Annotated in this window: 18 protein-coding genes and 1 pseudogene; 5 read left to right on the top strand and 14 right to left on the bottom strand. The window is 63.2% G+C overall.

The window, feature by feature from the left end:
* Positions 1-81: 81 nt before the first annotated feature.
* Complete coding sequence (locus tag ACUXVE_RS16335; RefSeq protein WP_445514808.1) at positions 82-849, top strand: COG4705 family protein; 768 nt, start codon at positions 82-84, stop codon at positions 847-849.
* Here the strand turns inward: ACUXVE_RS16335 and ACUXVE_RS16330 are convergent.
* Entirely contained in the window at positions 846-1,628 is a 783-nt protein-coding gene (locus ACUXVE_RS16330; protein WP_445514807.1) for a 3-hydroxybutyrate dehydrogenase, read from the bottom strand. The two genes, ACUXVE_RS16335 and ACUXVE_RS16330, sit on opposite strands and share 4 nt — an antisense overlap.
* 129 nt (positions 1,629-1,757) lie before the next feature.
* Positions 1,758-2,060 (bottom strand): annotated as a pseudogene (locus ACUXVE_RS16325) (hypothetical protein); the annotation flags it as partial.
* Positions 2,061-2,675: 615 nt separating this feature from the next.
* Here ACUXVE_RS16325 and ACUXVE_RS16320 point away from each other — a divergent pair.
* Complete coding sequence (locus tag ACUXVE_RS16320) at positions 2,676-3,251, top strand: 5' nucleotidase, NT5C type (RefSeq protein WP_445514806.1); 576 nt, start codon at positions 2,676-2,678, stop codon at positions 3,249-3,251.
* Between the two features lie 95 nt (positions 3,252-3,346).
* On the opposite strand, the gene ACUXVE_RS16315 is transcribed toward ACUXVE_RS16320, so the two are convergent.
* The gene (locus ACUXVE_RS16315) at positions 3,347-4,186 is read right to left on the bottom strand and encodes a type 1 glutamine amidotransferase domain-containing protein (protein ID WP_445514805.1); all 840 of its coding nucleotides are present in this window, start codon (positions 4,184-4,186) and stop codon (positions 3,347-3,349) included.
* A 97-nt stretch (positions 4,187-4,283) separates the two neighbouring features.
* Between ACUXVE_RS16315 and ACUXVE_RS16310 the strand changes: the two genes are divergently transcribed.
* On the top strand, positions 4,284-5,207 hold the full coding sequence (locus ACUXVE_RS16310) for a LysR family transcriptional regulator (protein ID WP_445514804.1): 924 nt from the start codon (positions 4,284-4,286) through the stop codon (positions 5,205-5,207).
* Between the two features lie 551 nt (positions 5,208-5,758).
* Positions 5,759-6,115, top strand: coding sequence for a hypothetical protein (locus ACUXVE_RS16305; protein WP_445514803.1), 357 nt, complete (start codon positions 5,759-5,761; stop codon positions 6,113-6,115).
* 52 nt (positions 6,116-6,167) lie between these two features.
* Here the strand turns inward: ACUXVE_RS16305 and ACUXVE_RS16300 are convergent, their stop codons facing one another.
* The 8 genes from ACUXVE_RS16300 to moeB all read right to left on the bottom strand — a co-directional run bounded on the left by ACUXVE_RS16300 (position 6,168) and on the right by moeB (position 17,822).
* Positions 6,168-7,634: a hypothetical protein gene (locus tag ACUXVE_RS16300; RefSeq protein WP_445514802.1), complete on the bottom strand. Its 1,467-nt coding sequence runs from the start codon at positions 7,632-7,634 to the stop codon at positions 6,168-6,170.
* Positions 7,635-7,943: 309 nt separating this feature from the next.
* Positions 7,944-8,603, bottom strand: a complete 660-nt coding sequence (locus ACUXVE_RS16295) for a hypothetical protein (RefSeq protein WP_445514801.1) — start codon at positions 8,601-8,603, stop codon at positions 7,944-7,946.
* 897 nt (positions 8,604-9,500) lie between these two features.
* On the bottom strand, positions 9,501-11,066 hold the full coding sequence (gene guaA / locus ACUXVE_RS16290; RefSeq protein ID WP_445514800.1) for a glutamine-hydrolyzing GMP synthase: 1,566 nt from the start codon (positions 11,064-11,066) through the stop codon (positions 9,501-9,503).
* Entirely contained in the window at positions 11,063-11,650 is a 588-nt protein-coding gene (locus ACUXVE_RS16285) for a hypothetical protein (RefSeq protein ID WP_445514799.1), read from the bottom strand. The genes guaA and ACUXVE_RS16285 overlap by 4 nt, the downstream gene beginning before the upstream one ends.
* Positions 11,650-13,107: an IMP dehydrogenase gene (gene guaB, locus ACUXVE_RS16280; protein ID WP_032976170.1), complete on the bottom strand. Its 1,458-nt coding sequence runs from the start codon at positions 13,105-13,107 to the stop codon at positions 11,650-11,652. The genes ACUXVE_RS16285 and guaB overlap by 1 nt, the downstream gene beginning before the upstream one ends.
* Before the next feature lie 297 nt (positions 13,108-13,404).
* On the bottom strand, positions 13,405-14,283 hold the full coding sequence (gene folD / locus ACUXVE_RS16275; RefSeq protein ID WP_117310191.1) for a bifunctional methylenetetrahydrofolate dehydrogenase/methenyltetrahydrofolate cyclohydrolase FolD: 879 nt from the start codon (positions 14,281-14,283) through the stop codon (positions 13,405-13,407).
* 346 nt (positions 14,284-14,629) lie between these two features.
* A complete protein-coding gene (locus ACUXVE_RS16270) occupies positions 14,630-16,465 on the bottom strand; it encodes a monovalent cation:proton antiporter-2 (CPA2) family protein (protein WP_059063917.1) in 1,836 nt (611 codons plus the stop codon).
* A 220-nt stretch (positions 16,466-16,685) separates the two neighbouring features.
* Positions 16,686-17,822, bottom strand: coding sequence for a molybdopterin-synthase adenylyltransferase MoeB (gene moeB / locus ACUXVE_RS16265; protein WP_445514798.1), 1,137 nt, complete (start codon positions 17,820-17,822; stop codon positions 16,686-16,688).
* A gap of 25 nt (positions 17,823-17,847) precedes the next feature.
* Here moeB and ACUXVE_RS16260 point away from each other — a divergent pair, with 25 nt between their 5' ends.
* Positions 17,848-18,408 carry a GNAT family N-acetyltransferase gene (locus ACUXVE_RS16260; protein ID WP_445514797.1) on the top strand — a complete coding sequence of 187 codons (561 nt, stop codon included), beginning with the start codon at positions 17,848-17,850 and terminating at the stop codon, positions 18,406-18,408.
* Between the two features lie 65 nt (positions 18,409-18,473).
* Here the strand turns inward: ACUXVE_RS16260 and der are convergent, their stop codons facing one another.
* Genes der through ACUXVE_RS16245 form a run of 3 tightly spaced genes read right to left on the bottom strand, consistent with a single transcriptional unit; the run spans position 18,474 to position 21,733 of the window.
* A complete protein-coding gene (gene der, locus ACUXVE_RS16255) occupies positions 18,474-19,871 on the bottom strand; it encodes a ribosome biogenesis GTPase Der (protein ID WP_093819797.1) in 1,398 nt (465 codons plus the stop codon).
* 15 nt (positions 19,872-19,886) lie between these two features.
* A complete protein-coding gene (bamB, locus tag ACUXVE_RS16250) occupies positions 19,887-21,095 on the bottom strand; it encodes an outer membrane protein assembly factor BamB (RefSeq protein ID WP_093819799.1) in 1,209 nt (402 codons plus the stop codon).
* Entirely contained in the window at positions 21,095-21,733 is a 639-nt protein-coding gene (locus ACUXVE_RS16245) for a YfgM family protein (protein WP_093819802.1), read from the bottom strand. The genes bamB and ACUXVE_RS16245 overlap by 1 nt, the downstream gene beginning before the upstream one ends.
* Positions 21,734-21,777 lie beyond the last annotated feature (44 nt).

Here is a 21,777-nt window from a genome sequence, read left to right as displayed (position 1 = left end):
CACCCACACCCACCCCTGTTCCGACCGCGTTCCGACGCTCTCAATCACAGCATCGCCCGCATACATCCCAGGCAACCCACGATGAGCGTTTCAGGCACAGACTCCCTGCATAGCAAAGTGGCCGCGGTCACCCTCGCCTTCTGGGTGATGAAGATCGCCGCCACCACGCTGGGCGAAACCGCAGGCGATCTACTGTCGATGACGTTGGGGCTGGGCTACGTCACAAGTTCCGTCATCCTGCTGGCGATCTTCGCCGGCCTGCTCGCGCTGCAGCTTTCCGCGACGCGCTTCCACCCACTGCTGTTCTGGTTGGTGGTACTGGCCACCAGCACCGCCGGCACCACCATCTCCGATCTGCTCGACCGCACGCTGGGCCTGGGCTACGCCACTGGCGCCAGCCTGCTGGCCGGCTGCCTGGCCCTGGTGCTGCTGGCATGGCGATGGTCGGAAAAATCAATCTCGGTCAGCCACATCGCCTCGGGTCGCGCTGAGGTGTTCTATTGGACCGCCGTCCTGTTCTCGAACACGCTGGGCACCGCGCTTGGTGACTTCCTCGCTGATGATTCCGGGCTGGGCTTCATCGGTGGCGCACTGCTGATTGGCGGACTGATCGCGCTCACCGCACTGGCCACCCGTATCAAGGGCATCAACCGGGTGGTCCTGTTCTGGATCGCCTTCGTGCTGACCCGCCCGTTCGGCGCCACGTTCGGCGATCTGCTGACAAAGCCACTGGAGAAAGGCGGCCTTGGCTTCGGCACCGTGGGCTCATCGCTGGTACTGTTCGCCATCCTTGCCACCTTGGTGGCACTGCCGATGCTGCAGCGGCGGGCACAGCCGGCCAGCAGCTAGCGCGCCGTCCAGCCGCCATCCACCGGAAGCGCCGTGCCGGTAATCTGCGCCGCCGCGTCCGAGGCCAGGAACACCACCATTTCCCCCAGCTGCTCAGGCGTCACGAACTGCAACGAGGGCTGTTTCTCGGCCAGCAGCGCGCGAGCGGCGGACTCCTGATCCGTTCCCTCGCGCTCCGCCAAAGCGGTGATCTGCTGCTCGACCAGCGCAGTTCGCACCCACCCCGGGCAGATGGCGTTGGCGGTGATGCCCGTGCCGGCGTTCTCCAGCGCGGTCACCTTGGTGAATCCCACCACGCCATGCTTAGCCGCCACATAGGCGGACTTGTTCACCGAGCCAACCAGTCCATGCACCGACGCGATATTGATGATGCGGCCGGATCCCTGCTGCTTCATGTAGGGCAAAGCCGCCGCCGTTGAGTGGAACACCGCAGACAGATTCAGCGCGAGGATCGCATCCCACTTCTCGACGGGAAATTCCTCGATCGACGCGGTGTGCTGGATACCTGCGTTGTTCACCAGAATGTCGATGCGCCCCATCTTCGCCACGGCGTGGTCGATCATGTCCCGAACGGCGTCGCCGCGAGACAGGTCGGCGCCGTCGTGCGCCACCTGTACACCGAACTCGGATTCCAAGCTGAAGCGGATTTTCTCGATCTCCGCCGCATCGCCAAAGCCATTCAGCACGATGTCGGCACCTTGCCGCGCCAGCGCCGTGGCAATGCCAAGACCGATACCGCTGGTAGAGCCGGTAACCACCGCAACTTTTCCATTGAACATGGGCGAGCTTCCATCGGGCGTAGGCAGCCAGTGTAGCTGCTGCCATGGCCCCCGACTGACGGCCTCCCTCAATTCATCCCGCAGCCTCAGTAGATCCACGCCACGCGTGGATTGCTCCCACTCAACGCATCACTTCCAATGATCCGACCCCAAAAACGGCAGGCTCAGCACAAACACCGGAACCGTCACAGGCACCAACGCCGCACCCAGCACCTACCCGGCCGCCGTCCCAGCCCCCGGGTTGTCCGTATCCTCTGGCTGGATAAGCTCAGCCCGCGCAGTGATCGTCTGCGCCAGCTTCGCCTTCTCCGCCAGGGCAGCCGCGTCCGGCAACTGCACCCGCTCGCCATTACCCTCGAACAGCGCGCTGTAATGGCTGCCGCCCTTCTTGGAAAGATAGCAGTCCGGGTCCGCCGCCAGTTTCAGCCGCGACCAAGGGCGCGTACAGCACACACATGCTTTGGCATGATGATCGCGCTGGTCGGGTGCTATATTGAGTCGGCCTGAGCATCCATTTTCAGTGACGTCCTTGGATTGAGTCTGGGGCGAGCGCCACAGGTATATCCCCGTTCGACCTTTCCACAGCGATCGGGGATTATCCAATCACCGGCGCGCCAGATTGCTCCTTGGTTGGCGAAATGAGCCAGTGGGTGCGGGCCGCGTCTTGGCCAGAGGCCAGAGCAGCCACTCGGCAGGCATTTGAAGAAGCGCCGCGATATAAACCGCAATTCAAGCGTGCCGATTACGGCATCAGCCGGTGGGCGACGCCGTGATGCGAGTTCCATCTCAGCTTCAATTCTGGCTGGTGGTGCTCGTATTGTGTTGTTACGGCGCGGCGCACTGTCCTGTTGCAGCAGCGCCGGATGGACTCAAAAGACACTCTGGCGTTCCGCATTGGCGGGGGTTGCAGGCCATCCCCCTTTCGCCCTGGACCGACGCCGGCAGCATCGTGACTGCTGCCATGTTTGTCGCAATCGCCAAGCACTTTGCCCCGCTAGCGGGTAACGGATGAAGAAGAAAGCCCACTCTTGAGAGGAGAACTCTGCAATGAACGCAGATGATGTGAAGTCGATACCGATGATGGACCCGCTCGCGAAGCAGCACCCAGATGGATCGAGTGCACCCAGACGCACAATCTATGTGGATCTTGATGGTGTGATGGCTGACTTCGACGCGGCATTTCCTGCCCTTTTTGGCCTGGACCATCGCTTGCTCGCCGACGATGAAATGTGGGGGCACATCAACAACCACCCGTCATTCTTCCGCGACCTTCCGCCGATGCATGGTGCAGTGGAGTTCTTCCACAGCATCCACCACTTGAATCCGGTGATTCTCACTGCCTGTCCGAAATCGAACTATCCGCTCGCTGCGATGCAGAAGCGACAGTGGGTTCGCGAACACTTGTCAGCAACCTGCTTGGTGTTGCCTGTGCTCGGCGGCAGGCATAAGCCTCTCTTCATGCACCAGCCGGGCGATGTTCTGATCGACGATTTCAAAGAGAACTGTGATGCTTGGACAGCGGCGGGAGGCGTGGCGATCAGGCACGCCGGCGATTGGGCACTGACGCGTCACGCGCTTTCCGAAATAAAAGATCTGTCAGGAACTGCGCGCGTGGCGGGCTGATTCCTCCTGTAAGGGCCACGTCGATATCTCCATACACAGGCCGAGGAACTGGCCCCTCGGCCCCCAAGGCGGGCAACCTGCTTTGTAACCCGGCCTTACCTCAACCGCTCCACCAACCGCTGCCCCACCTCCAACGCCGAAGCCGGGTTCTGCCCGGTAATCAACTCACGGTCCACCACCACATGCCCCGTCCACGGCGTGGCATTGCTGCTGAACCGCGCACCCGCCCGCTGCAACGCGGTCTGCGGGTAGAACTTCATCTCGCCGCCGCCCAGCAGCGGCTTGGCCTGCTCTTCTTCCTGGTTGCTGATCACCGTCATCTGGTAGCCGCTGTAGATCCACTTCGGCGTGGCCGGCAACGCACCGGCTTCCAGCTTCGCCACGAAACCATCTGCATCCGGCAGCGTGGACAGCAGCGCGATCGGCCCGTGGCAGACCAGCGCGGTGGTCTTGTTGCGCTGGTGGAAGTCGGCCAGCAGCCGGCCCAGCGCCGGGCTCTTCAGCAGGTCCTGCATTGGCGCGTGGCCACCGGGAATGTAGACCGCATCGAAGCGCGCGTAGCCCTGCTGCTCGATGCGCGCCAGGCTGACCACCGGCGAGGCGGTCGGCGAGGTCAGCGCCAGTTTCTCCAGCAGATCCTTGTGCAACTTCAACTGCGCGGCATCGTTGCCGAAGTACGCCGGCGTCACCGAGGACGCATCCACCGTCGGCGCCCGCCCCTGCGGCGTGGCGAAGGTCACCTCGTGGCCCGCATCCAGCAGCAGCTTGACCGGCTGCATCAGCTCGTTGAGATAGAAGCCGGTGGACAGCACCTTGCCGTCCTTCAGGTCCAGGTGATTTTCGTCGGACAGCACCACCAGCACGTTGGCAGCATGCGCGCCGGTGGCGGCCAGGGTCAGGGCCAGCGCGGCGGCCAGCCGGGTCATCAGGTTCATGGGGAGCTCCTAATCGGGGAATGGCCGCCACTTTATTCATCGCCCCAGCGGCGATAAATTGGCCCCATCGCAAAACATCTGTTCCCCGGAGAGCCAAATGAGCCGCAAATTCGACTACCTGGGCGATGTGGAGGTGTTCCTGGCGGTGGTCGAGCACGGCTCGTTCACGGCCGGCGCGGTGGCGCTGTCCACCACGCCCTCGGTGCTGAGCCGCGCGGTCACCCGCCTGGAAGCGCGGCTGGGCCGGCAGCTGCTGCAGCGGACCACCCGCCGCGTGGGCCTGACCGACGCCGGGCGGCTCTACCGGGAACAGGTGCGCACCGCCTTCGGCCTGCTGGACGACGCCGAGCGCGACGTACAGGGCCAGGACGGCGCGCTGGCCGGCCGCGTGCGCCTGAGCGTGCCCACCACCTATGGCCACTACCGGCTGCCGCCCGTGCTGGCGCGCTTTGCGCAGCAGTACCCGCAGGTGCAGGTGGAACTGAACATCACCAACCGCAACGTGGACCTGGTGGCCGAAGGCTTCGACCTGGCCATCCGCCTGGGCCAGCTACCGGACAGCGGGCTGGTGGCGCGCAAACTGGAAGATGCGCCGCTGCTGCTGATGGCAGCGCCGGACTACCTGCAGCGCCGCGGCACGCCGCAGACGCTGGACGATCTGCAGCAGCACCTGTGCCTGCCCTTCGTGATGCCGCGCACCGGCCGGCTGGCGCCTTGGATCTTCCGCGACGGCGCGCGCGACGTGGACTGGCTGCCGCGTTCGTCCATCGAGACCTCTGACGATGTGCTGGGCGTGGTGTCGCTGGCCGAACAGGGCATCGGCATCTGCCAGAGCTATGAGTTCATCGTGCGCGAGCGGTTGCAGCGTGGGGAGCTAGTTGAGGTGCTGCCGCGGTTGCGGGGGCGGTCGCGACCGTTTTCGGTGATCTATGCGCCGCATCGGCGTCAGTCGGCGGCGGCACGGGCGATGATTGAGTTGCTGGTGGGGAATGCGGCGGTGGTTGAGGACGCCATCGGCTAAGGATGCGATGCCTTCTTGCGGTGTCGGGTTTGAACCGATTTTCGGACCACGCGGCTGATCCGGCGCCGCTCCCTGCCGAGGCCGACTAAGAACTGTTGCAAAGAAGGCCATCGCACTATTCGCTTGTGGCACGGGCGATTGCGCCACTTTGATTCGCAATCAACATAGCGGCTGCGCGAATGCGTCTTGTGGCGTCGCGTGCTGCACGAAGGGCGCGTGCAACAATAGTTCTTCGCTCTCGAATCGCGCGATTTCTTCGCAAATTTCAATTTGCATTCGAAGCGACGGCGTAAACACCATGGCGCGCCACCGACAACGGGTGGCCGGGCGTCCAAACCCGTGATGATGTTCGCGTCAGTTGTTTACGCTTGCCCGTCGGCACCGTCCTTAACCGGTGCCGGCGGGCAATCCGTCGGCCTATGGCGGGCGGTGCGTGGGGGCTTTCGGGCCCGCCGGTCTATGACGCTACTTCATCCCGGTTTGGAACCCGCACCGTCCGCCACCCCGCTTACGCGGTGGCGCTGTTAAGCACAGCTACGGAAGCCGACGCCATGAACGAATCCGACACCTTCTCCTCGTACGCCGCTGTTGAGCCCATCAACGACGACACCCCACTGCCGGACCTGAGCACCTTCTTGGGCATTCTCAAGCGCATGCGCGGTTGCGAGGGCGCCGATGGCCTGCCCTGGCCGGAGAACGATGTGTCACCCGGCCGCCGCGTGAGCCTGGCGAGAACCGAGCGAGCGTTGGTGGGGCTGCTGACGGTGCTGGAGGTGTTGCATTCGGCCGACCGCTGCCGGGTGGCAGCGGAGCCAGAGCGGCATTTGGATGAGGGGGTTGTGGATGGCCTGTTTCTGGCTTGCCGGGGATTGGCTGAGTGGGCTTGTCGGGAGGTTAGGTCGGAGTAACCGACCCAACACAGACAAACTTACAAAGGACACCCAGTCGCCGAGGAGCGGATCAGAGGAAGATATTCATGCATGCATCGAGCATCCGCTGGTTATTTATAATAATAACTTGAAGCCTACTTCTCGCACGAGTCATATTCTGAAAAATCATTTTAGCAGGCTGGTAATATGCACCACCCCCGTATACAAGCGTACCTTCCTCATTGTAATCAAAAAACGCATCAACCATAACAACCACTCCATCAAACTCCTGCCCGATGACATCATGGGAAGTTGTCAAGACTCCACTTGAATAGGTTGAATGATGCTCACGATTATACTGTGACGGAGTAAATTTTATCACTTTCCAGTCACACTCATTCAAAGAAGTAACGTGACGGATAGCATCTTCATTGTTATTGAAATATATCAACTGAATGTTACCGGAATCGGGAATCTTGATCCCCCTATTCTTCCTCACAAAGGCTTTTATGAAGCTTGCGATTTCCTTATTGGTGCGAATCTTCTCTGATAAAGAGAATTTCGAAATACCCCGAATGGATTCGATCATTGAACCAATATCGCTCATAGTCTCATGATCAGCTAGCGTCTGTGAGCGATCATAAGAGAAGATGCAACGACCGCCATTCGCCACAACCCCCTCGACGACACTTGTGAACTGTGCCGGCCTAATTCGCTGAGCCTCGTCGAGCAAGATACAATCAAAATCGCCCAGATTCTCACGAGCCAGATCTCGAATTGATATTATTCGCCACCCTTCATTTATTAATGCAGCATGTCCGTCGTTAAGCTTTCCGCAATGGACGACAAGCGCAGTCCGGATCTTTTTTTTAACGATATCGTAGGCTAGCAAAGTCTTCCCTGTACCAGCGGCACCTGTCAGCGCAATGAAGACACTGGGCGAATTTCCGTCAAGCAATGCGAATACTTGACGCCGTACATCCTCCTGCTGACCAGTCAAAAAGTACTGACCCGACAAGAATTTTCCAGGGGAGTTGAACGGTGATACTAGATAATTAGATGGATTAAAGCGCTCATCTATTGGCAACCTATCTTCCACCACCTGGGATGAAAGCAAATTGCTGACATCAGAAGCAGTCACTTCAATGAGAATCCCCTCATCATCGAGCGCGAAAAATTTACCGGCAGCTGATGAGTAAGATACAAAGTAGAACTTCACCTCAAGATAACTTAGATAGTATTTGTTACGCAAAAGCTGTCGCTGCATCTTATGCAGATCGCAATCAGACTTAACCTCCAAATTGACGCTATAGTTATCACCAAACCTTAATAGATCAAACTCCTTGCCAATTTGCGGTATCTCATAGCCCACATGGTACCCGTCAAATATTTGACCGCCAGGGCAATCGGCACGCAATTCTTCAATCATCGAACGCAGATCCGAAATTTCATCATTGCGCATAGCGATACCATGCCGACCAAGATATTTATCATAGGTAGTCGGCCCAAGAAATTCTTTTGCTTGCACCAAGGATATTAAATTGATCGATCTTCTCATGACCTTCTGTATTCCTTTACGTTTAGCTGCAAAAAGCGATGCATGCATTCCAGAACAGCACCCTCTGTTTTAGCCAGTGCATTAGCCGCAACTTCGAAGCAACCTTTGAATCGGAGGCATATCATATTGATCGGATAACACCCCGCACATGGAGGTGATCGTTCACAGTGTCAGCAACTGCAACTTAACTTGTGTAACTCGTTAACTTTAGCTGCCACGCACCAATAGCAAACGTTAAGATCTGAAATCACGTCACCCTGCAAAACAAAGCCATCCTCAAGAAACAGCGACCCTCGACGGTTACTGAAATCACGGCAATAGTTGCTGGGCAAATCGCTCGACGTCGGCAATCATTGCGGAGACATCGGCAGCAGTGAACTCGGTGACCTTCCCATGAGCAGCGCTGTTACGGATCGCTGCTAAGGCGGTAATCCGCTTTTGCGTAAGACTGTTGTAGCGGCCAGCCTTAACGAGATCAGCGTTCATTTTGTCCAGCTTACCGTGCGAAAGGCTCAGCGAATCGCATAGCGTACGCAGCATTGTCTCCAGAACCACGCCTGCAACTACAGCCGCTGCAGATGTGTAACCCGAACTATTCAACTCTCTGGCTTGCTCCAGCTCGGAGTCCGCAATTTCAGCCTGAACCAAGCTCCTAACTGAAAAGAGATAGCCTCCTTCGAAATCCTCCCGCGCAGCAGTGAACACGGCTCGCAGATCCTTTAGGTTCTCGTAGTTGCCGGAGTATGAATTGGGCTCTTCGGCCACAATAAAGGACTTGTAGTGTTCGGACTCCCGACCGCAAGCGTTACCGATCAAGCTCCGAGCCTTGACGCGCCAATTGAGAAATTGCTCTGAATCGACTTCCTCATAAGGACCAGAATACTCGCTATGCTTGACCTGCATGGTATCTGCAAGGCTTGAAAGCTGCTCGGACAGCTCTTCGAATCGCCGCTGTATAATTTTTACCATCACCCCCCCTTATTTAGCTCTAGCACTTGATTTAAGCCGCGAACCTGACCGCTTGGGCTTGAACTAGCCATCAGGCGCGATCCACCTGCGCATATCCAGTTACCTGCTGGAACAGTACACGCTCGTCATCACTTGCGCGGCAGAGGGAGATGACGCGGATTGTTTTGTCATTGCGAATGGTGATAACGATAAAACGACTTTTCCGTCACTGTCGACGGCAAGGTGTTCATGGCGTCGCTCCGTCTGGGTTGAGGCATTGCGGGTGCATATAGGGCTTGAAACGACGGGCAGTAGCAGCCTCTGAAAAATGTCGATTTCACTAGCCAAGGAGTACTTATGTTTAGCTCGATTCTCGCACTCCTTCCTCGGATCGAAGTCGATGACGGAAGAGCCAATTACCAGACGGAAATCTTCCTGTGACCAAGGCGTAACTGACATAGGGGGGCATATACTTAATAGGCGGACCAATGGATCCGGTTATACGACCAACCCAAGGAGCACCACGCCCCCGCAGGACAGCTCGATCTTAGGGTGTCAGGATTCGTCTAACAAGCCAGCACGTGACCGAGCCCATCGGCAAGCCCAGCAACCGTTGCAAACTCGAGCGGGTAGAAGTGTAGATATCCATTCTGAGTCGCATAGCGTTCTATCGCCGACACCGAACGTCAAGGTTCCAAACAAGACGCGAGTCGAGTTCCGGTCCATAGCAGTCATGAACATAGGCGACCGTTGGAGATCAAGTGGGCACTAGTTGTCCGAACCCGCCTCGCTTTTCGGCACTAATCGAAGCGCCTCACCAGCTCTCGTCCCTCAGCAAACACCAAAGTTGATCTATAACTGAGAGATGTGAATCAATTCAACAACAAGGGCGCCTCTCGGCGCCCTCGTTCTTTCAACTCATTCCCACTCAATAGTCGCCGGCGGCTTCCCCGAGATGTCATAGACAACCCGCGACACCCCCCGCAACTCATTGATGATCCGGTTACTCACCGTCCCCAGGAACTCATACGGCAGATGCGCCCAATGTGCCGTCATGAAGTCAATCGTCTCCACGGCCCGCAGCGCAATCACCCACTCATACGCACGCGCGTCGCCCACCACGCCCACCGACTTCACCGGCAGGAACACGGCAAACGCCTGGCTGGTCTTGTCGTACAGATCCGCCTTGCGCAGCTCATCAATGAAGATGGCATCGGCCTTGGCCAGCAGTTCGGCGTACTCGCGCTTCACTTCGCCCAGGATACGCACGCCCAGGCCCGGGCCCGGGAACGGATGGCGGTAGACCATGGTGCGCGGCAGGCCCAGTTCAACGCCCAGGCGGCGCACTTCGTCCTTGAACAGCTCGCGCAGCGGCTCCACCAGGCCCAGCTTCATGTGCTCCGGCAGGCCACCCACGTTGTGGTGGCTCTTGATCACATGCGCCTTGCCGGTCTTGCTGCCGGCCGACTCGATCACGTCCGGGTAGATGGTGCCCTGCGCCAGCCACTTGGCGTTCTTCAGCTTGTTCGACTCTTCGTCGAAGATCTCAACGAACAGGTTGCCGATGATCTTGCGCTTGGCTTCCGGGTCGCTCACGCCTTCCAGCGCGCTGAAGTAACGGTCGGCGGCATTCACGCGCACCACCTTCACGCCCATGTGCTCGGCAAACATCGCCATCACCTGGTCGCCTTCCTGCCAGCGCAGCAGGCCGGTGTCCACGAACACGCAGGTCAGCTTCTCGCCGATGGCCTTGTGCAGCAGCGCAGCCACCACGGACGAATCGACGCCGCCGGACAGGCCCAGGATCACTTCGTCATCGCCCACCTGTTCGCGCACACGGGCGATCTGGTCGTCAATGATGTTGGCGGCGGTCCACAGGGTCTGGCAGCCGCACACGTCCACCACGAAGCGGCGCAGCAGCGCCTGACCCTGCAAGGTGTGGGTCACTTCCGGGTGGAACTGCACGCCGTACCAGCGCTTTTCTTCGTTGGCCATGGCGGCCACCGGAATGCGGTCGGTGGTGGCGGTGATGGTGAAGCCCGGCGGCGCAACGGAAACGTGGTCGCCGTGGCTCATCCAGACATTCAGCTTCGGCTCGCCGCCGTGGTCGCTCAGGCCCTTGAACAGCGCGTCCGGGTTTATCACGTTCACTTCGGCGTGGCCGAACTCGCGCTGGTCAGCCGCTTCGGTGGCACCGCCCAGCTGCGCGGCCAGGGTCTGCATGCCGTAGCAGATGCCGAAGATCGGCAGGCCGCTGTCGAACACTTCCTGCGGCGCGGCGGGCGCGCCCGGCAGCGTGGTCGATTCCGGGCCACCGGACAGGATGATGCCCTTGGCGCCGAAGCCGGCGATCTCCTCCGGGTTGTGGTCCCACGCCCAGATTTCGCAGTAGACGCCCAGCTCGCGGATGCGGCGGGCGATCAGCTGCGTGTACTGCGCGCCGAAATCGAGGATGAGGATCTTGTCGTTATGGATGTTGGTCATGGTGCCGTTCCAGTGGTGTTCTTCGCTGCGCCTGAAGCTTCAAGGCTCTGCGTCAACGAGGCGATGAGTGCCTCGCGTTGTTGAATATGTGAGGCATCTGCCTCGTCCCAGCGCAGCATCAGCAGCGCGTGCGGCGCACCGGCCGGATCTTCGACCATGCGTGGCAGCTCGACCGCTTCCTGCACTTCCGAGCCTTCCATCCAGCGCCGTTCGATTGCCACTGCCTGATGGCGCGGCTCGGTGGGCGTGCCCCAGTAGATGCGCTTGGCATTCATGGCCGCCGTATCCAGCGGGCCCAGCACGGGCTCCAGCACCGGGTCGGCAGGCCCATCGAGCGAAAACGTTTGGCACTGCAGTGTTACCTGCAGCGGGCGCGCGCCGGTGCCGTGCAGCATCCAACGCTCTTCGCCCAGCGGCTGCACGCGCCATCCGGCGGGCAGCGAAAATGCCGTTGAACACGCCTGCACGTCCTGCAATTGCGAAACCGCCGCGCCCGGAGACCCGGAGCGCGGCGGCGGTTCGGACAACGAGCAGCCTGCCATCAGCAGGCTGCTCGTGACCGCAAGGACGGTGCGGAATCGCATCAGGAGCGGTAGTTCGGCGGCTCTTTGGTGATCGTCACGTCGTGGACGTGGCTCTCACGCTGGCCGGCGCCGCTGATCTTCACGAACTTGGGCTTGCTGCGCATGTCCTCGACGGTGGCGCAACCCACGTAGCCCATGGTGGCGCGCAGGCCGCCCATCAGCTGGTGGATGATGCCGCCCACCGGGCCGCGGTACGGCACGCGGCCTTCAATGCCTTCGGGCACCAGCTTGTCGGCGGTGGCGGCGTCCTGGAAGTAGCGGTCCTTGGACCCCTTCTCCATCGCAGCCAGCGAGCCCATGCCGCGGTAGCTCTTGTACGAACGGCCCTGGAACAGCTCGGTTTCGCCCGGCGATTCCTCGGTACCGGCCAGCAGGCCACCAATCATGATGGTGGAGGCACCGGCGGCCAGTGCCTTGCCGATGTCGCCGGAGTAGCGAATGCCACCGTCGGCGATCAGCGGGATGCGGTCCTGCAGCGCTTCGGCCACCAGGTCGATCGCGGTGATCTGCGGCACGCCCACGCCTGCCACCACGCGGGTGGTGCAGATCGAGCCCGGGCCGATGCCCACCTTCACTGCGTCCGCGCCGCTGTCCAGCAGCGCCAGCGCGGCTTCACCGGTGCAGATGTTGCCGCCGATGACCTGCACGTTCGGGAAGTTCTTCTTGACCCAGCTGACGCGGTCCAGCACGCCCTGCGAATGGCCGTGCGCGGTATCGACCACGATCACGTCCACGCCGGCAGCCACCAGCGCTTCCACGCGGCGGTCGGTATCGCCGCCCACGCCGACGGCCGCGCCGACCAGCAGGCGGGTGGCGATGTCCTTGGCAGCGTTCGGGAAGTCGGTGTTCTTCTGGATGTCCTTGACGGTGATCAGGCCACGCAGGGCGAAATCATCGTTGACCACCAGCACCTTTTCGATGCGGTTGCGGTGCAGCAGCTGCAGCACCTCATCAGACGCGGCGCCTTCCTTGACCGTGATCAGGCGATCCTTCTTGGTCATGATGTGGCGGACCGGATCGTCCAGCTCGGTCTCGAAGCGCATGTCGCGATGGGTCACGATGCCGGCCAGCAGGCCGTCGCTGCCCACCACCGGCACGCCGGAGATGTTGTGTGCCTGGGTCAGGGCCAGCACGTCGCGGATGGTGGTTTCCGGGCCGACGGTGATCGGGTCGCGGATGACGCCGGCCTCGAACTTCTTGACCTTGGCCACTTCGGCGGCCTGCTGCTCCACGCTCAGGTTCTTGTGGATGATGCCCATGCCACCCAGCTGTGCCATGGCGATGGCCAGGCGTGCTTCGGTGACGGTATCCATGGCGGCCGACAGGATCGGAAGCTTGAGCTTCAGGTCGCGCGTCAACCGCGTTTCGAGGTTGACGTCCTTGGGCAGGATGGTCGAATGAGCGGGGACGAGCGAGACGTCGTCGTAAGTGAGTGCTTCAGCCTGGATGCGCAGCATCGGCATACCCGAGATGTGGGGAAGCGCGACATTTTACCCTGTTTTCGCGGCCTGTGGCAGGGGGTAGATGCGACGCAGTGTCGCGCGGGCGAAGATCTGTTCAGGACCTCCGCCCTTGGTGGGTGCACTCCGCCCTTGGTGGGTGCGGACCGTTGGTCCGCACTGTCCATCAGACACCCATACCCCAGCAGGAATCCCACCTTCTGGCATTGTGCCGACCAACGGTCGGCACCCACCCACAAAAGACACCCACCCTACAAAAGACACCCATCCACGGAAGAACAGTCCCAGGCGCGGTCAGTTCCCGGCTTCCGCCGCTTCCAACGTGTTCTGCATCAGCGTGGCCACGGTCATCGGGCCTACTCCACCCGGCACCGGGGTGATCCAGCTCGCCCGCTGCGCTGCGGCCTCGAACCCGACATCGCCCACCAACCGGCCGTCATCCAGGCGGTTGATGCCAACGTCGATCACCACCGCGCCCGGCTTCACCCACTCGCCCGGCACGATGCCCGGCCGGCCCACCGCCACCACCAGGATGTCGGCGTTGCGCACGGCCTGTTCCAGCACGTCCTTGGGGGTGAACTTGTGGCAGCTGGTCACGGTGCAGCCGGCAATCAGCAGCTCCAGGCCCATCGGCCGGCCAACGTGGTTGCTGACGCCGACGATGGTGGCGTTGCGGCCGCGCACCGGTTGGTCGGTGTGGCCCAGCAGCGTGGTGATGCCGCGCGGGGTGCACGGGCGCAGGCCGAACTCGCGCAGGGCCAGATGGCCGACGTTTTCCGGATGGAAGCCGTCCACGTCCTTGCGCGGGTCGATGCGCTGGATCAGCCGGCGCGCATCGGGAATGCCCGGCAGCGGCAGCTGGATCAGGATCCCGTTGATCTTCGGGTCGGCGTTGAGCTGGTCGATCAGGTCGAGCAGCTCGGCCTCGGTGGTGCCGGCCGGCAGGTCGTAGTCATAGGCTTCGATGCCCACCTTCTCGGCTGCGCGGCGCTTGTTGCGCACGTACACGGTCGAGGCCGGGTCGCCCCCCACCAGCACCACGGCCAGGCCCGGGCGGCTGCCACCGGCGGCGACACGGGCGTCGACCCGCACCTTCAGGCTGTCGAGCAGGTCCTCGGCGATACGGCGGCCATCGAGGATGCGGGCAGGAAGCTGGGGGGCGGAGTCGGTCATCGGGTGCGGGCGTGGGGCGGCGGGGACGCTATTGTCCCCGATTCACGCCCCCTCGCCCACCGCTGCGCTCGCCGGGCATGGCCCAGCGCTACCGGATTGCTGCGCCCGCTGCGCTCGCCGGGCATGGCCCGGCGCTACCGGATTGCTGCGCCCGCTGCGCTCGCCGGGCATGGCCCGGCGATACCGGATTGCTGCGCCCGCTGCGCTCGCCGGGCATGGCCCGGCGCTACCGGATTGCTGCGCCCGCTGTGCTCGCCGGGCGTCGCCCGGCGCTACCCACCGAATCGCGCGACGCCCCGGTAGCGCCGGGCCATGCCCGGCGAGCGCGAAGCGCGGCGCGTGACGGTCATTCCTCTTCTTCTTCCGGCACTTCATCCGCATTGAGCGTGCGTGCCTTGCGCTTGGGCGCGGTAAACGGCGTCGGCGTCGGCACACCGGGCAGCGCGCTGCCGAACACCATGTGCGCGCCGGCCCTCAGGCTGCCACCGGCCATTTCCAGTTCGAAGCGCTCGGCATCGCGCTCGCGGATCTGCTCGGCAATCTCGCGCGCATCGTCTTCGTCCGCGCCCAGTTCCACCAGTGCCGCCTGCCCGAACAGCAGTGCCGACTCGAAGGTTTCGCGGATCTGGAAGTCCACGCCGGCATGGATCAGCCGCAGCGAATGTTCGCGGTCGAACGAGCGCACCAGCAGCTTGGCCTGCGGGAATTGATGGGCCACCAGTTCGACGATGCGGTCGGCATCCTCGGCATTGTTCACGCACACCGCAATCGCCCGTGCACTGCCCGCGCCAGAAGCATGCAGCACGTCCAGCCGGGTGCCGTCGCCGTAATAGATCTTGAAACCGAAGCGCTCGGCGTTGTGGATCATCTCCACATCGTTGTCGATGATGGTCACGTCCACGTCGCGGGCCAGCAGCGACTGGCTGGCCACCTGGCCAAAGCGGCCGAAGCCGATCAGCAACACGCTGCCGGACAGGCCATCGGCGGTATCCACGCCTTCCAGACTTACGGTCGGCGTAGGCGCCACGCGCTTGTAGACCAGCACCACCAGCGGCGTCAGCGCCATCGACAGCACCACCACGGCAGTGAAGTTGGCATTGATGTCCAGGCTGATCACCCCAGCACTGGCTGCGGCCGAGAACAGCACGAAGGCGAATTCGCCGCCCTGCGCCATCAGCACGCCACGGTCCAGCGCCTGCGCGTGGTCACTGCCCATCAACCGCGCAACCACGTAGATGCACAGCGCCTTGGCCGCCATCAGCGCCACTACCAGGCCGAGGATCATCGGCCAGTTGCCGGCCACCACGCCCAGGTCCAGCGCCATGCCCACGCTGAGGAAGAACAGGCCCAGCAGGATGCCGCGGAACGGTTCGATGTCTGCTTCGATCTGGTGGCGGAAGGTCGATTCGCTCAGCAGCACGCCCGCCAGGAACGCGCCCATCGCCATCGACAACCCGGACAGCTGCATCAGCAGCGCCGCGCCCAGCACCACCAGCAGCGCGGCGGCGGTCATCACTTCGCGCGCTTTCGACTCGGCCAGCACGCGGAACAGCGGATTGAGCAGGAAGCGGCCGACCAGCACCAGGCCGACGATGGCGCCCACGCCGATCGCCACCGACATCCAGCGCGAGCCCTCGCCATCGGCACTGCCGGCAGCCGGTGCCATCCACGCGACCAGCGCCAGCAACGGCACGATCAGCAGGTCCTCGAACAGCAGGATCGAGACGATCTTCTGCCCCGACGGCAGCGCGATGTCGCCACGCTCGGCCAGCAGCTGCATCACCACCGCAGTGGACGTCAGCACGAAACCGGTGGCGCCGATGAAGGCGATCTGCCACGGCAGCCCGAACAGCTTGGCGATGCTGGTCAGCACCAGCGCGCAGGTGACGATCTGCAGCGTGCCCAGCCCGAAGATTTCCTTGCGCAAGCTCCACAGGTGCGAGGGCCGCATTTCCAGGCCGATGACGAACAGGAACATGACCACGCCGAGTTCGGCGGTATGCAGGATCGCCTGCGGGTCGGAGAACCAGCCCAGCCCGAACGGGCCGATCGCCAGGCCGGCGGCGAAGTAGCCCAGCACCGAGCCCAGGCCGAGCCGACGGAACAGCGGCACCATTACCACCGCTGCGCCCAACAGGGCGACGACCTTGACCAGCTCGCTGGTCGCTGCTTCTACCGCCATGCGGTGGGTTCCCCGTAAATCGAAATCGGCCTCAACGATAGAGCAACACCGATGACGGCAATAGCACGTGTGTTGCGTTTTATTGTCTTGGAGATGGAACGATAGCGGGAGTGGCCCCGGGCATCATCCCGAAACCATAACCGGTAGCGCCGGGCCATGCCCGGCGGCTGTACCTGCGCGCGCCGCTGCGCTCGCCGGGCATGGCCCGGCGCTACCGGGTTCACCCGCCCCGACAGAACGCGGCGTAATCGATGTACCCCGGGAACGGCACGCCCGGCGCGCACACCGCGCACTGCGGGTCGGGGCTGATGCGGGTCTCGCGGAAGCGCATGCCGAGCGCGTCAAAGCGCAGCAGGCGCCCCACCAACGGTTCGCCGATGCCCAGCAGCAGCTTCAGCACCTCGGTGGCCTGCAGCACACCCGCCAGCCCGGGCAGCACGCCCAGCACCCCGGCCTCGGAACAGTTGGGCGCGAACTCCGGCGGCGGCGGCTCCGGGAACAGGCAGCGATAGCACGGCGCCTCGCCGCGCTGGCGGCCGGCATCGAACACGCTCACCTGGCCATCGAAACGCTCGATGGCGGCGTAGACCATCGGCGTGGCGTGCTTGATGCAGGCGTCGTTGAGCAGGTAGCGCAGCGGGAAGTTGTCCGAACCGTCCAGCACCACGTCAACATCCTGCAGCAGGCGGTCCACGTTCTCCGAGGTGACCCGCTCGGGCACGGCCTCGACCTCGATGGACGGGTTCAACGCCAGCAGCCGCTCACGTGCCGAATCAACCTTCAGCTGGCCGACGCTGGCCTCGGTATGCACGATCTGCCGGTGCAGGTTGCTGCGCTCGACACGGTCGTGGTCGGCGAAGCGCAGGTGGCCTACCCCGGCGGCCGCCAGGTAGAAGCCAGCCGGCGCGCCCAGGCCACCCGCGCCCAGCACCAGCACCCGCGCCTGCTGCAGGCGGCGCTGGCCAGCCTCACCCACCTGCGGCAGCAGCAGGTGACGCGAATAGCGGTCGTAGAAATCGCGGTCGGTGGCGCTGGTCAGTGGCTGCACCAGCGGCAGCGCCTGCTCGCGCCAGGCCACGGTGCCGCCGGCAACGGAGCTCACGTTCGTATAGCCCGCATCCAGCAGCGCTTGCGCCGCATCGGCCGAGCGCTTGCCGCTCTGGCAGATCAGCAGGATTTCCTGTTCCGGCAGCGGCAGGTGTGCGGCGGGGTCGTCCAGGAGTTCAGCCTTGGCCACGCCACGCGCGCCCTCGGCCATGCCGCCGGCCCGCTCGTGCGCCTCGCGCACGTCGATCAGCACCGCACCATGGGCCACGCGCGCGCGCGCCCGCTCGGGGGAAAGCTCTGGAATGCTCATGGCGTCCATTGTAGAGCCGGGCCCCATGTTGACGGAGCCGACGGCGCGTAGGACCCTCTGGGCGGTGAAACCATCGATCAATCCCGTACAGACCGAGCACCTGGTGCTCCGGCCGTTCTCATGCGCCGACGGCCCCGAGGTCTTCGCCGGCATCACGCCAACGCTGACCCGCTTCATGGCATTCGATCCGCCGGACTCTTTTGCGGCATTCGAAACGATCGGCCAGGAATGGCTGCGCCTGATCGAGGAAGGCGCGGAATACACGTTCGTGATCCGGCATCTGCAGGACGGACGCTTTGTGGGCATCGCCGCCGTGCACCGCGCTACCGAGGGCGAACCCGAGCTTGGCATCTGGATAAGCGAGCGCGAGCACGGACAGGGCTACGGCCGCGAGGCAGTGCGCGCCGTCGTCCACTGGTGCGCGGAACGGCTCGCTGCGGTCGCCTATCGCTACCCGGTGGCGGTGGACAACGTGGCCAGCCGGCGGATTGCCGAAGCACTGGGCGGCCAGGTGGTCGGCACCGAGCAGAGCGCGAAGTTTGCGTCGGTGGTCTATCGGATTCCGGTGCCGGGGCTGCCTGGCTGAGGTTGCCGGCCAGCGGCCGGCACTACCGCAAACGAGAAGGCGGCCCTGCGGCCGCCTCTCGTGGATCACTTGCCCTTGACGTGCTTCATCAAGCGCCGCTTGGCCTTGACCTGCCGTTCGGTCAGCACGTTCTTCTTGCCTTCGTACGGGTTGGCACCCTCGCGGAAGATGAACTGCACTGGCGTACCGATCAGCTTGAAGCGCTTGCGGAAGAAGTTCTCCAGGTAGCGCTTGTACGACTCCTGCAGTTCCTTCAGGCGGGTGCCGTGCACGATGAAGGTCGGCGGGTTGGCGCCGGCCGGGTGCACGTAACGCAGCTTGGAGACGTGGCCGCGGATGGTCGGCGGCGGGTTGGTCTCGTAGGCCACTTCCAGCGCCTTGTTCACTTCGCTGGTGGTGAAGGTCTTGTTCGCCGATTCGTGCGCACGGTGCACCGCACGGAACAGCTCGCGCAGGCCCGAGCCATGCTTGGCCGAGATGCGCACCGATTCGGCCCACGGCACGAAGCCCAAGCGCAGCGACAGCATCGTTTCGGCCTGCTCACGCTGGTAGTCAGTCAGGCCGTCCCACTTGTTGATCGCGATCACCAGCGCGCGGCCGGCATCCAGCACGGCGCCGAGCACGGTGGCGTCCTGGTCGGTCACGCCTTCGGTGGCATCAAGCATCAGCACGGCCACCTGACACTGCTCGATCGACTGCATGGTCTTGACCACCGAGAACTTCTCGACGACCTCGTCCACGCGCGAACGGCGACGCAGGCCGGCGGTGTCGATCAGGCGGTACTCGCGGCCGTCACGCTCCAGGTCCACCGAGATCGAATCGCGGGTGGTGCCCGGCACGTCCGAGGCGATCATGCGCTCTTCGCCGAGGATGCGGTTGACCAGGGTCGACTTGCCCACGTTGGGGCGACCGACGAAGGCGATGCGGATGCGGTTCGGATCGTTGTCCAGCTCTTCACCGCTGCCCTCTTCCGGCAGGCGCTGGATGACCTCGTCCAACAGGTCGTCCAGGCCCTGGCGGTGGGCAGCCGACACGGTCAGCATCTCGCTGAAGCCGTAGCGGGCGAACTCCGAACGCACGGTGTCCTCGTCGGTGCCGTCGATCTTGTTGATCAGCAGCAGCGTCGGGCGCGACAGCTTGCGCAGCCAGGCCAGGATCTCATCGTCCATCGCCGAGGTGCCCTCGCGGGCATCGACGACGAACAGGATCAGGTCAGCTTCGCCAGCGGCAGCACGGGCCTGGCGCGTGGTAGCGCCAGCCAGGCCTTCTTCTTCCTCTGCGATGCCGCCGGTATCGACGACGAGGAAATGGTTGTCCTCGTCAAGCCGGCAGACGCCATAGTTGCGGTCCCGGGTGACGCCGGGCTGGTCATGGACCAGGGCGTCACGTGTACGGGTCAGTGCATTGAATATGGTCGACTTGCCGACATTCGGCCGTCCAACCAGGGCGACCAAAGGCAGCATCGCGATTACTCCGTATTAATTTGCCAACCGGAATGCGGTCAGCTTGCCATCAACGTTCTGCACCAGCAGCACTCCATCGACGACGATTGGCTGGGCCAGAAGCGCATCACCGCCGCTTTTCGCCCGCGCCGCCATCGCGCCATCGGAGGCCTGCAGCCAATGCAGGTATCCCTTGTAGTCACCGACCACCACGTAGTCGCCGTGCAGCGCCGGGCCGGTCAGCGAGCGCCGGGCCAGTGCGGTCTGCGACCACATCGCCGCGCCGCTGGCCTTGTCCAGGCCGAACACGCCGCCCTTGTTGTCGGTAACGAAAACATTGCCCGAAGACACCGCCACGCCGCCGGCACCGCCGTGGTCGCGCGCCCACAGCGGGCGACCGGTCGGGCCTTCGATGGCCATGGTCTGGTTCTTGAAGCTGCTCACGAACAGCGTGTTGCCGTCGAGCACCGGGGCGCCATCGACGTCGGCCATGCGGTCCAGCTCGGTACGGCCTTCGCCGCTGCCCACGTTCTGGTCCCACAGCGTGCGGCCGTCCTGCATGGCCAGCGCAGCGACACCGCCCTCGTCCTTGCCGATGAACAGCACGCCCGGACCAGCCACCACCGGCGCGTTGCCACGCACGGTCAGCGCCGGCAGCTCGCTGGGGTTGAACCACTTCTGGGTGCCGTTGCCGGCGTCGAACGCGGTGACGCGACCGTCATTGCTGCGCACGAAGACCATGCCCTGGGCAATGGCCGGCGCGGCGATCACTTCGTTGGGCACGCGTGCGCGCCACTTCTCGCTGCCATCGTTGATGTCCAGCGCGATCACCTGGCCATCGAGGGTACCGATGACCACCAGGTTCTCGCCGACGCCCGGACCACCGGACAGCCGCAGCTTGGCCTTCTTCTTTTCCTTCTTCGGCTCCCAGGTCCAGACCTTCTTGCCGGTCTGCAGGTCGATGGCGTGCACGCCACCGGTGATCGCCGCTGCGAACACGTGGCCATTGGCCACTGCCGGGCCCTGGCGCACGCCGATGCGGCGCTCGCCTTTGCCCAGGTTGACCGACCAGGCCTTGTTGACCTTCAGGGTCGGCTCGAACTTGACCAGTTCGGCCGGCTCCTGTGCCTTCTTCGCTGCTGCGTCCTTGCCGGCGAACCAGCCCTTCATGGTGCTGCAACCGGACAGTGCCATGCCGAGCAGCAGCACGGAGGCGACGCGGGTGATCATGACCTTCTGACTCATCAAACCGACTCCGCAGGGGCGGCGACGGTGCCGCCGGCGTCCATAACCTTGGTTTCCAGCAGTCGCCGCTGCGGCGCTGCCACGTCCAGCGTTTTCAGCGCCTTCTCATACTGTTCGCGGGCGGCGTCACGCTTGCCCTGCGCCATCAGCGCATCGCCATGGATTTCCAGGCTGCTGCTGTCGGTGGCGCTGCCCAGCAGCTTGATCGCTTCATCGCCCTTGCCGGTTGCCACCAGCAGGCGTGCCACGCGCTGGTCGACCACGCGCTGCAGGTCGCCGTCGACCTTCACCGCGCGCAGGGTGGCCAGCGCTTCTTCATTCTTGCCCGCATCGACCTGGGCCTTGGCCAGCTGCAGCGCCGCCAGGTCGCCGTAGATGCTGGACGGGCCAGCTTCCAGCGCCTTGACCGCCTTCGCAGCGTCGTCGAGCTTGTTCTGCTGCAGGCCCACCAGGGCCTTCTGGTACTCGACATTGGCCGAAGCCAGCTTGCCGCCCTGATCCTTCTGGTACCACTGCCAGCCGGCAATGGCACCGATGGCGATGACTACGCCACCGAGGATGCTGGCGCCATTCTTCCGCAGCCAGCTGCGGACGCGTTCACTTTGTTCGTGCTCGTCGAGCAGATCGTCGATCGCCATGCGTACTCTCGCCCCGCCCATCGGGAGGGACCATTGGGATTATC

The organism is Stenotrophomonas sp. 3(2025) (genome assembly GCF_052665395.1).
Note: the sequence above shows the minus strand (reverse complement) of the source record. Positions and strands in the feature narration are given on the sequence as shown.

Excerpts from the sequence above, each read along its gene's own strand:
- ACUXVE_RS16320 (WP_445514806.1), top strand. The coding sequence starts at position 2,676 with ATGAACGCAGATGATGTGAAGTCGATACCGATGATGGACCCGCTCGCG.
- ACUXVE_RS16285 (WP_445514799.1), bottom strand. The coding sequence starts at position 11,650 with ATGCGATTCCGCACCGTCCTTGCGGTCACGAGCAGCCTGCTGATGGCA.
- ACUXVE_RS16330 (WP_445514807.1), bottom strand. The coding sequence starts at position 1,628 with ATGTTCAATGGAAAAGTTGCGGTGGTTACCGGCTCTACCAGCGGTATC.
- folD (WP_117310191.1), bottom strand. The coding sequence starts at position 14,283 with ATGACCGACTCCGCCCCCCAGCTTCCTGCCCGCATCCTCGATGGCCGC.
- der (WP_093819797.1), bottom strand. The coding sequence starts at position 19,871 with ATGCTGCCTTTGGTCGCCCTGGTTGGACGGCCGAATGTCGGCAAGTCG.
- ACUXVE_RS16245 (WP_093819802.1), bottom strand. The coding sequence starts at position 21,733 with ATGGCGATCGACGATCTGCTCGACGAGCACGAACAAAGTGAACGCGTC.
- ACUXVE_RS16305 (WP_445514803.1), top strand. The coding sequence starts at position 5,759 with ATGAACGAATCCGACACCTTCTCCTCGTACGCCGCTGTTGAGCCCATC.
- ACUXVE_RS16260 (WP_445514797.1), top strand. The coding sequence starts at position 17,848 with ATGTTGACGGAGCCGACGGCGCGTAGGACCCTCTGGGCGGTGAAACCA.
- guaA (WP_445514800.1), bottom strand. The coding sequence starts at position 11,066 with ATGACCAACATCCATAACGACAAGATCCTCATCCTCGATTTCGGCGCG.
- guaB (WP_032976170.1), bottom strand. The coding sequence starts at position 13,107 with ATGCTGCGCATCCAGGCTGAAGCACTCACTTACGACGACGTCTCGCTC.
- bamB (WP_093819799.1), bottom strand. The coding sequence starts at position 21,095 with ATGAGTCAGAAGGTCATGATCACCCGCGTCGCCTCCGTGCTGCTGCTC.
- ACUXVE_RS16335 (WP_445514808.1), top strand. The coding sequence starts at position 82 with ATGAGCGTTTCAGGCACAGACTCCCTGCATAGCAAAGTGGCCGCGGTC.
- ACUXVE_RS16270 (WP_059063917.1), bottom strand. The coding sequence starts at position 16,465 with ATGGCGGTAGAAGCAGCGACCAGCGAGCTGGTCAAGGTCGTCGCCCTG.
- ACUXVE_RS16315 (WP_445514805.1), bottom strand. The coding sequence starts at position 4,186 with ATGAACCTGATGACCCGGCTGGCCGCCGCGCTGGCCCTGACCCTGGCC.
- moeB (WP_445514798.1), bottom strand. The coding sequence starts at position 17,822 with ATGAGCATTCCAGAGCTTTCCCCCGAGCGGGCGCGCGCGCGCGTGGCC.
- ACUXVE_RS16310 (WP_445514804.1), top strand. The coding sequence starts at position 4,284 with ATGAGCCGCAAATTCGACTACCTGGGCGATGTGGAGGTGTTCCTGGCG.
- ACUXVE_RS16300 (WP_445514802.1), bottom strand. The coding sequence starts at position 7,634 with ATGAGAAGATCGATCAATTTAATATCCTTGGTGCAAGCAAAAGAATTT.
- ACUXVE_RS16295 (WP_445514801.1), bottom strand. The coding sequence starts at position 8,603 with ATGGTAAAAATTATACAGCGGCGATTCGAAGAGCTGTCCGAGCAGCTT.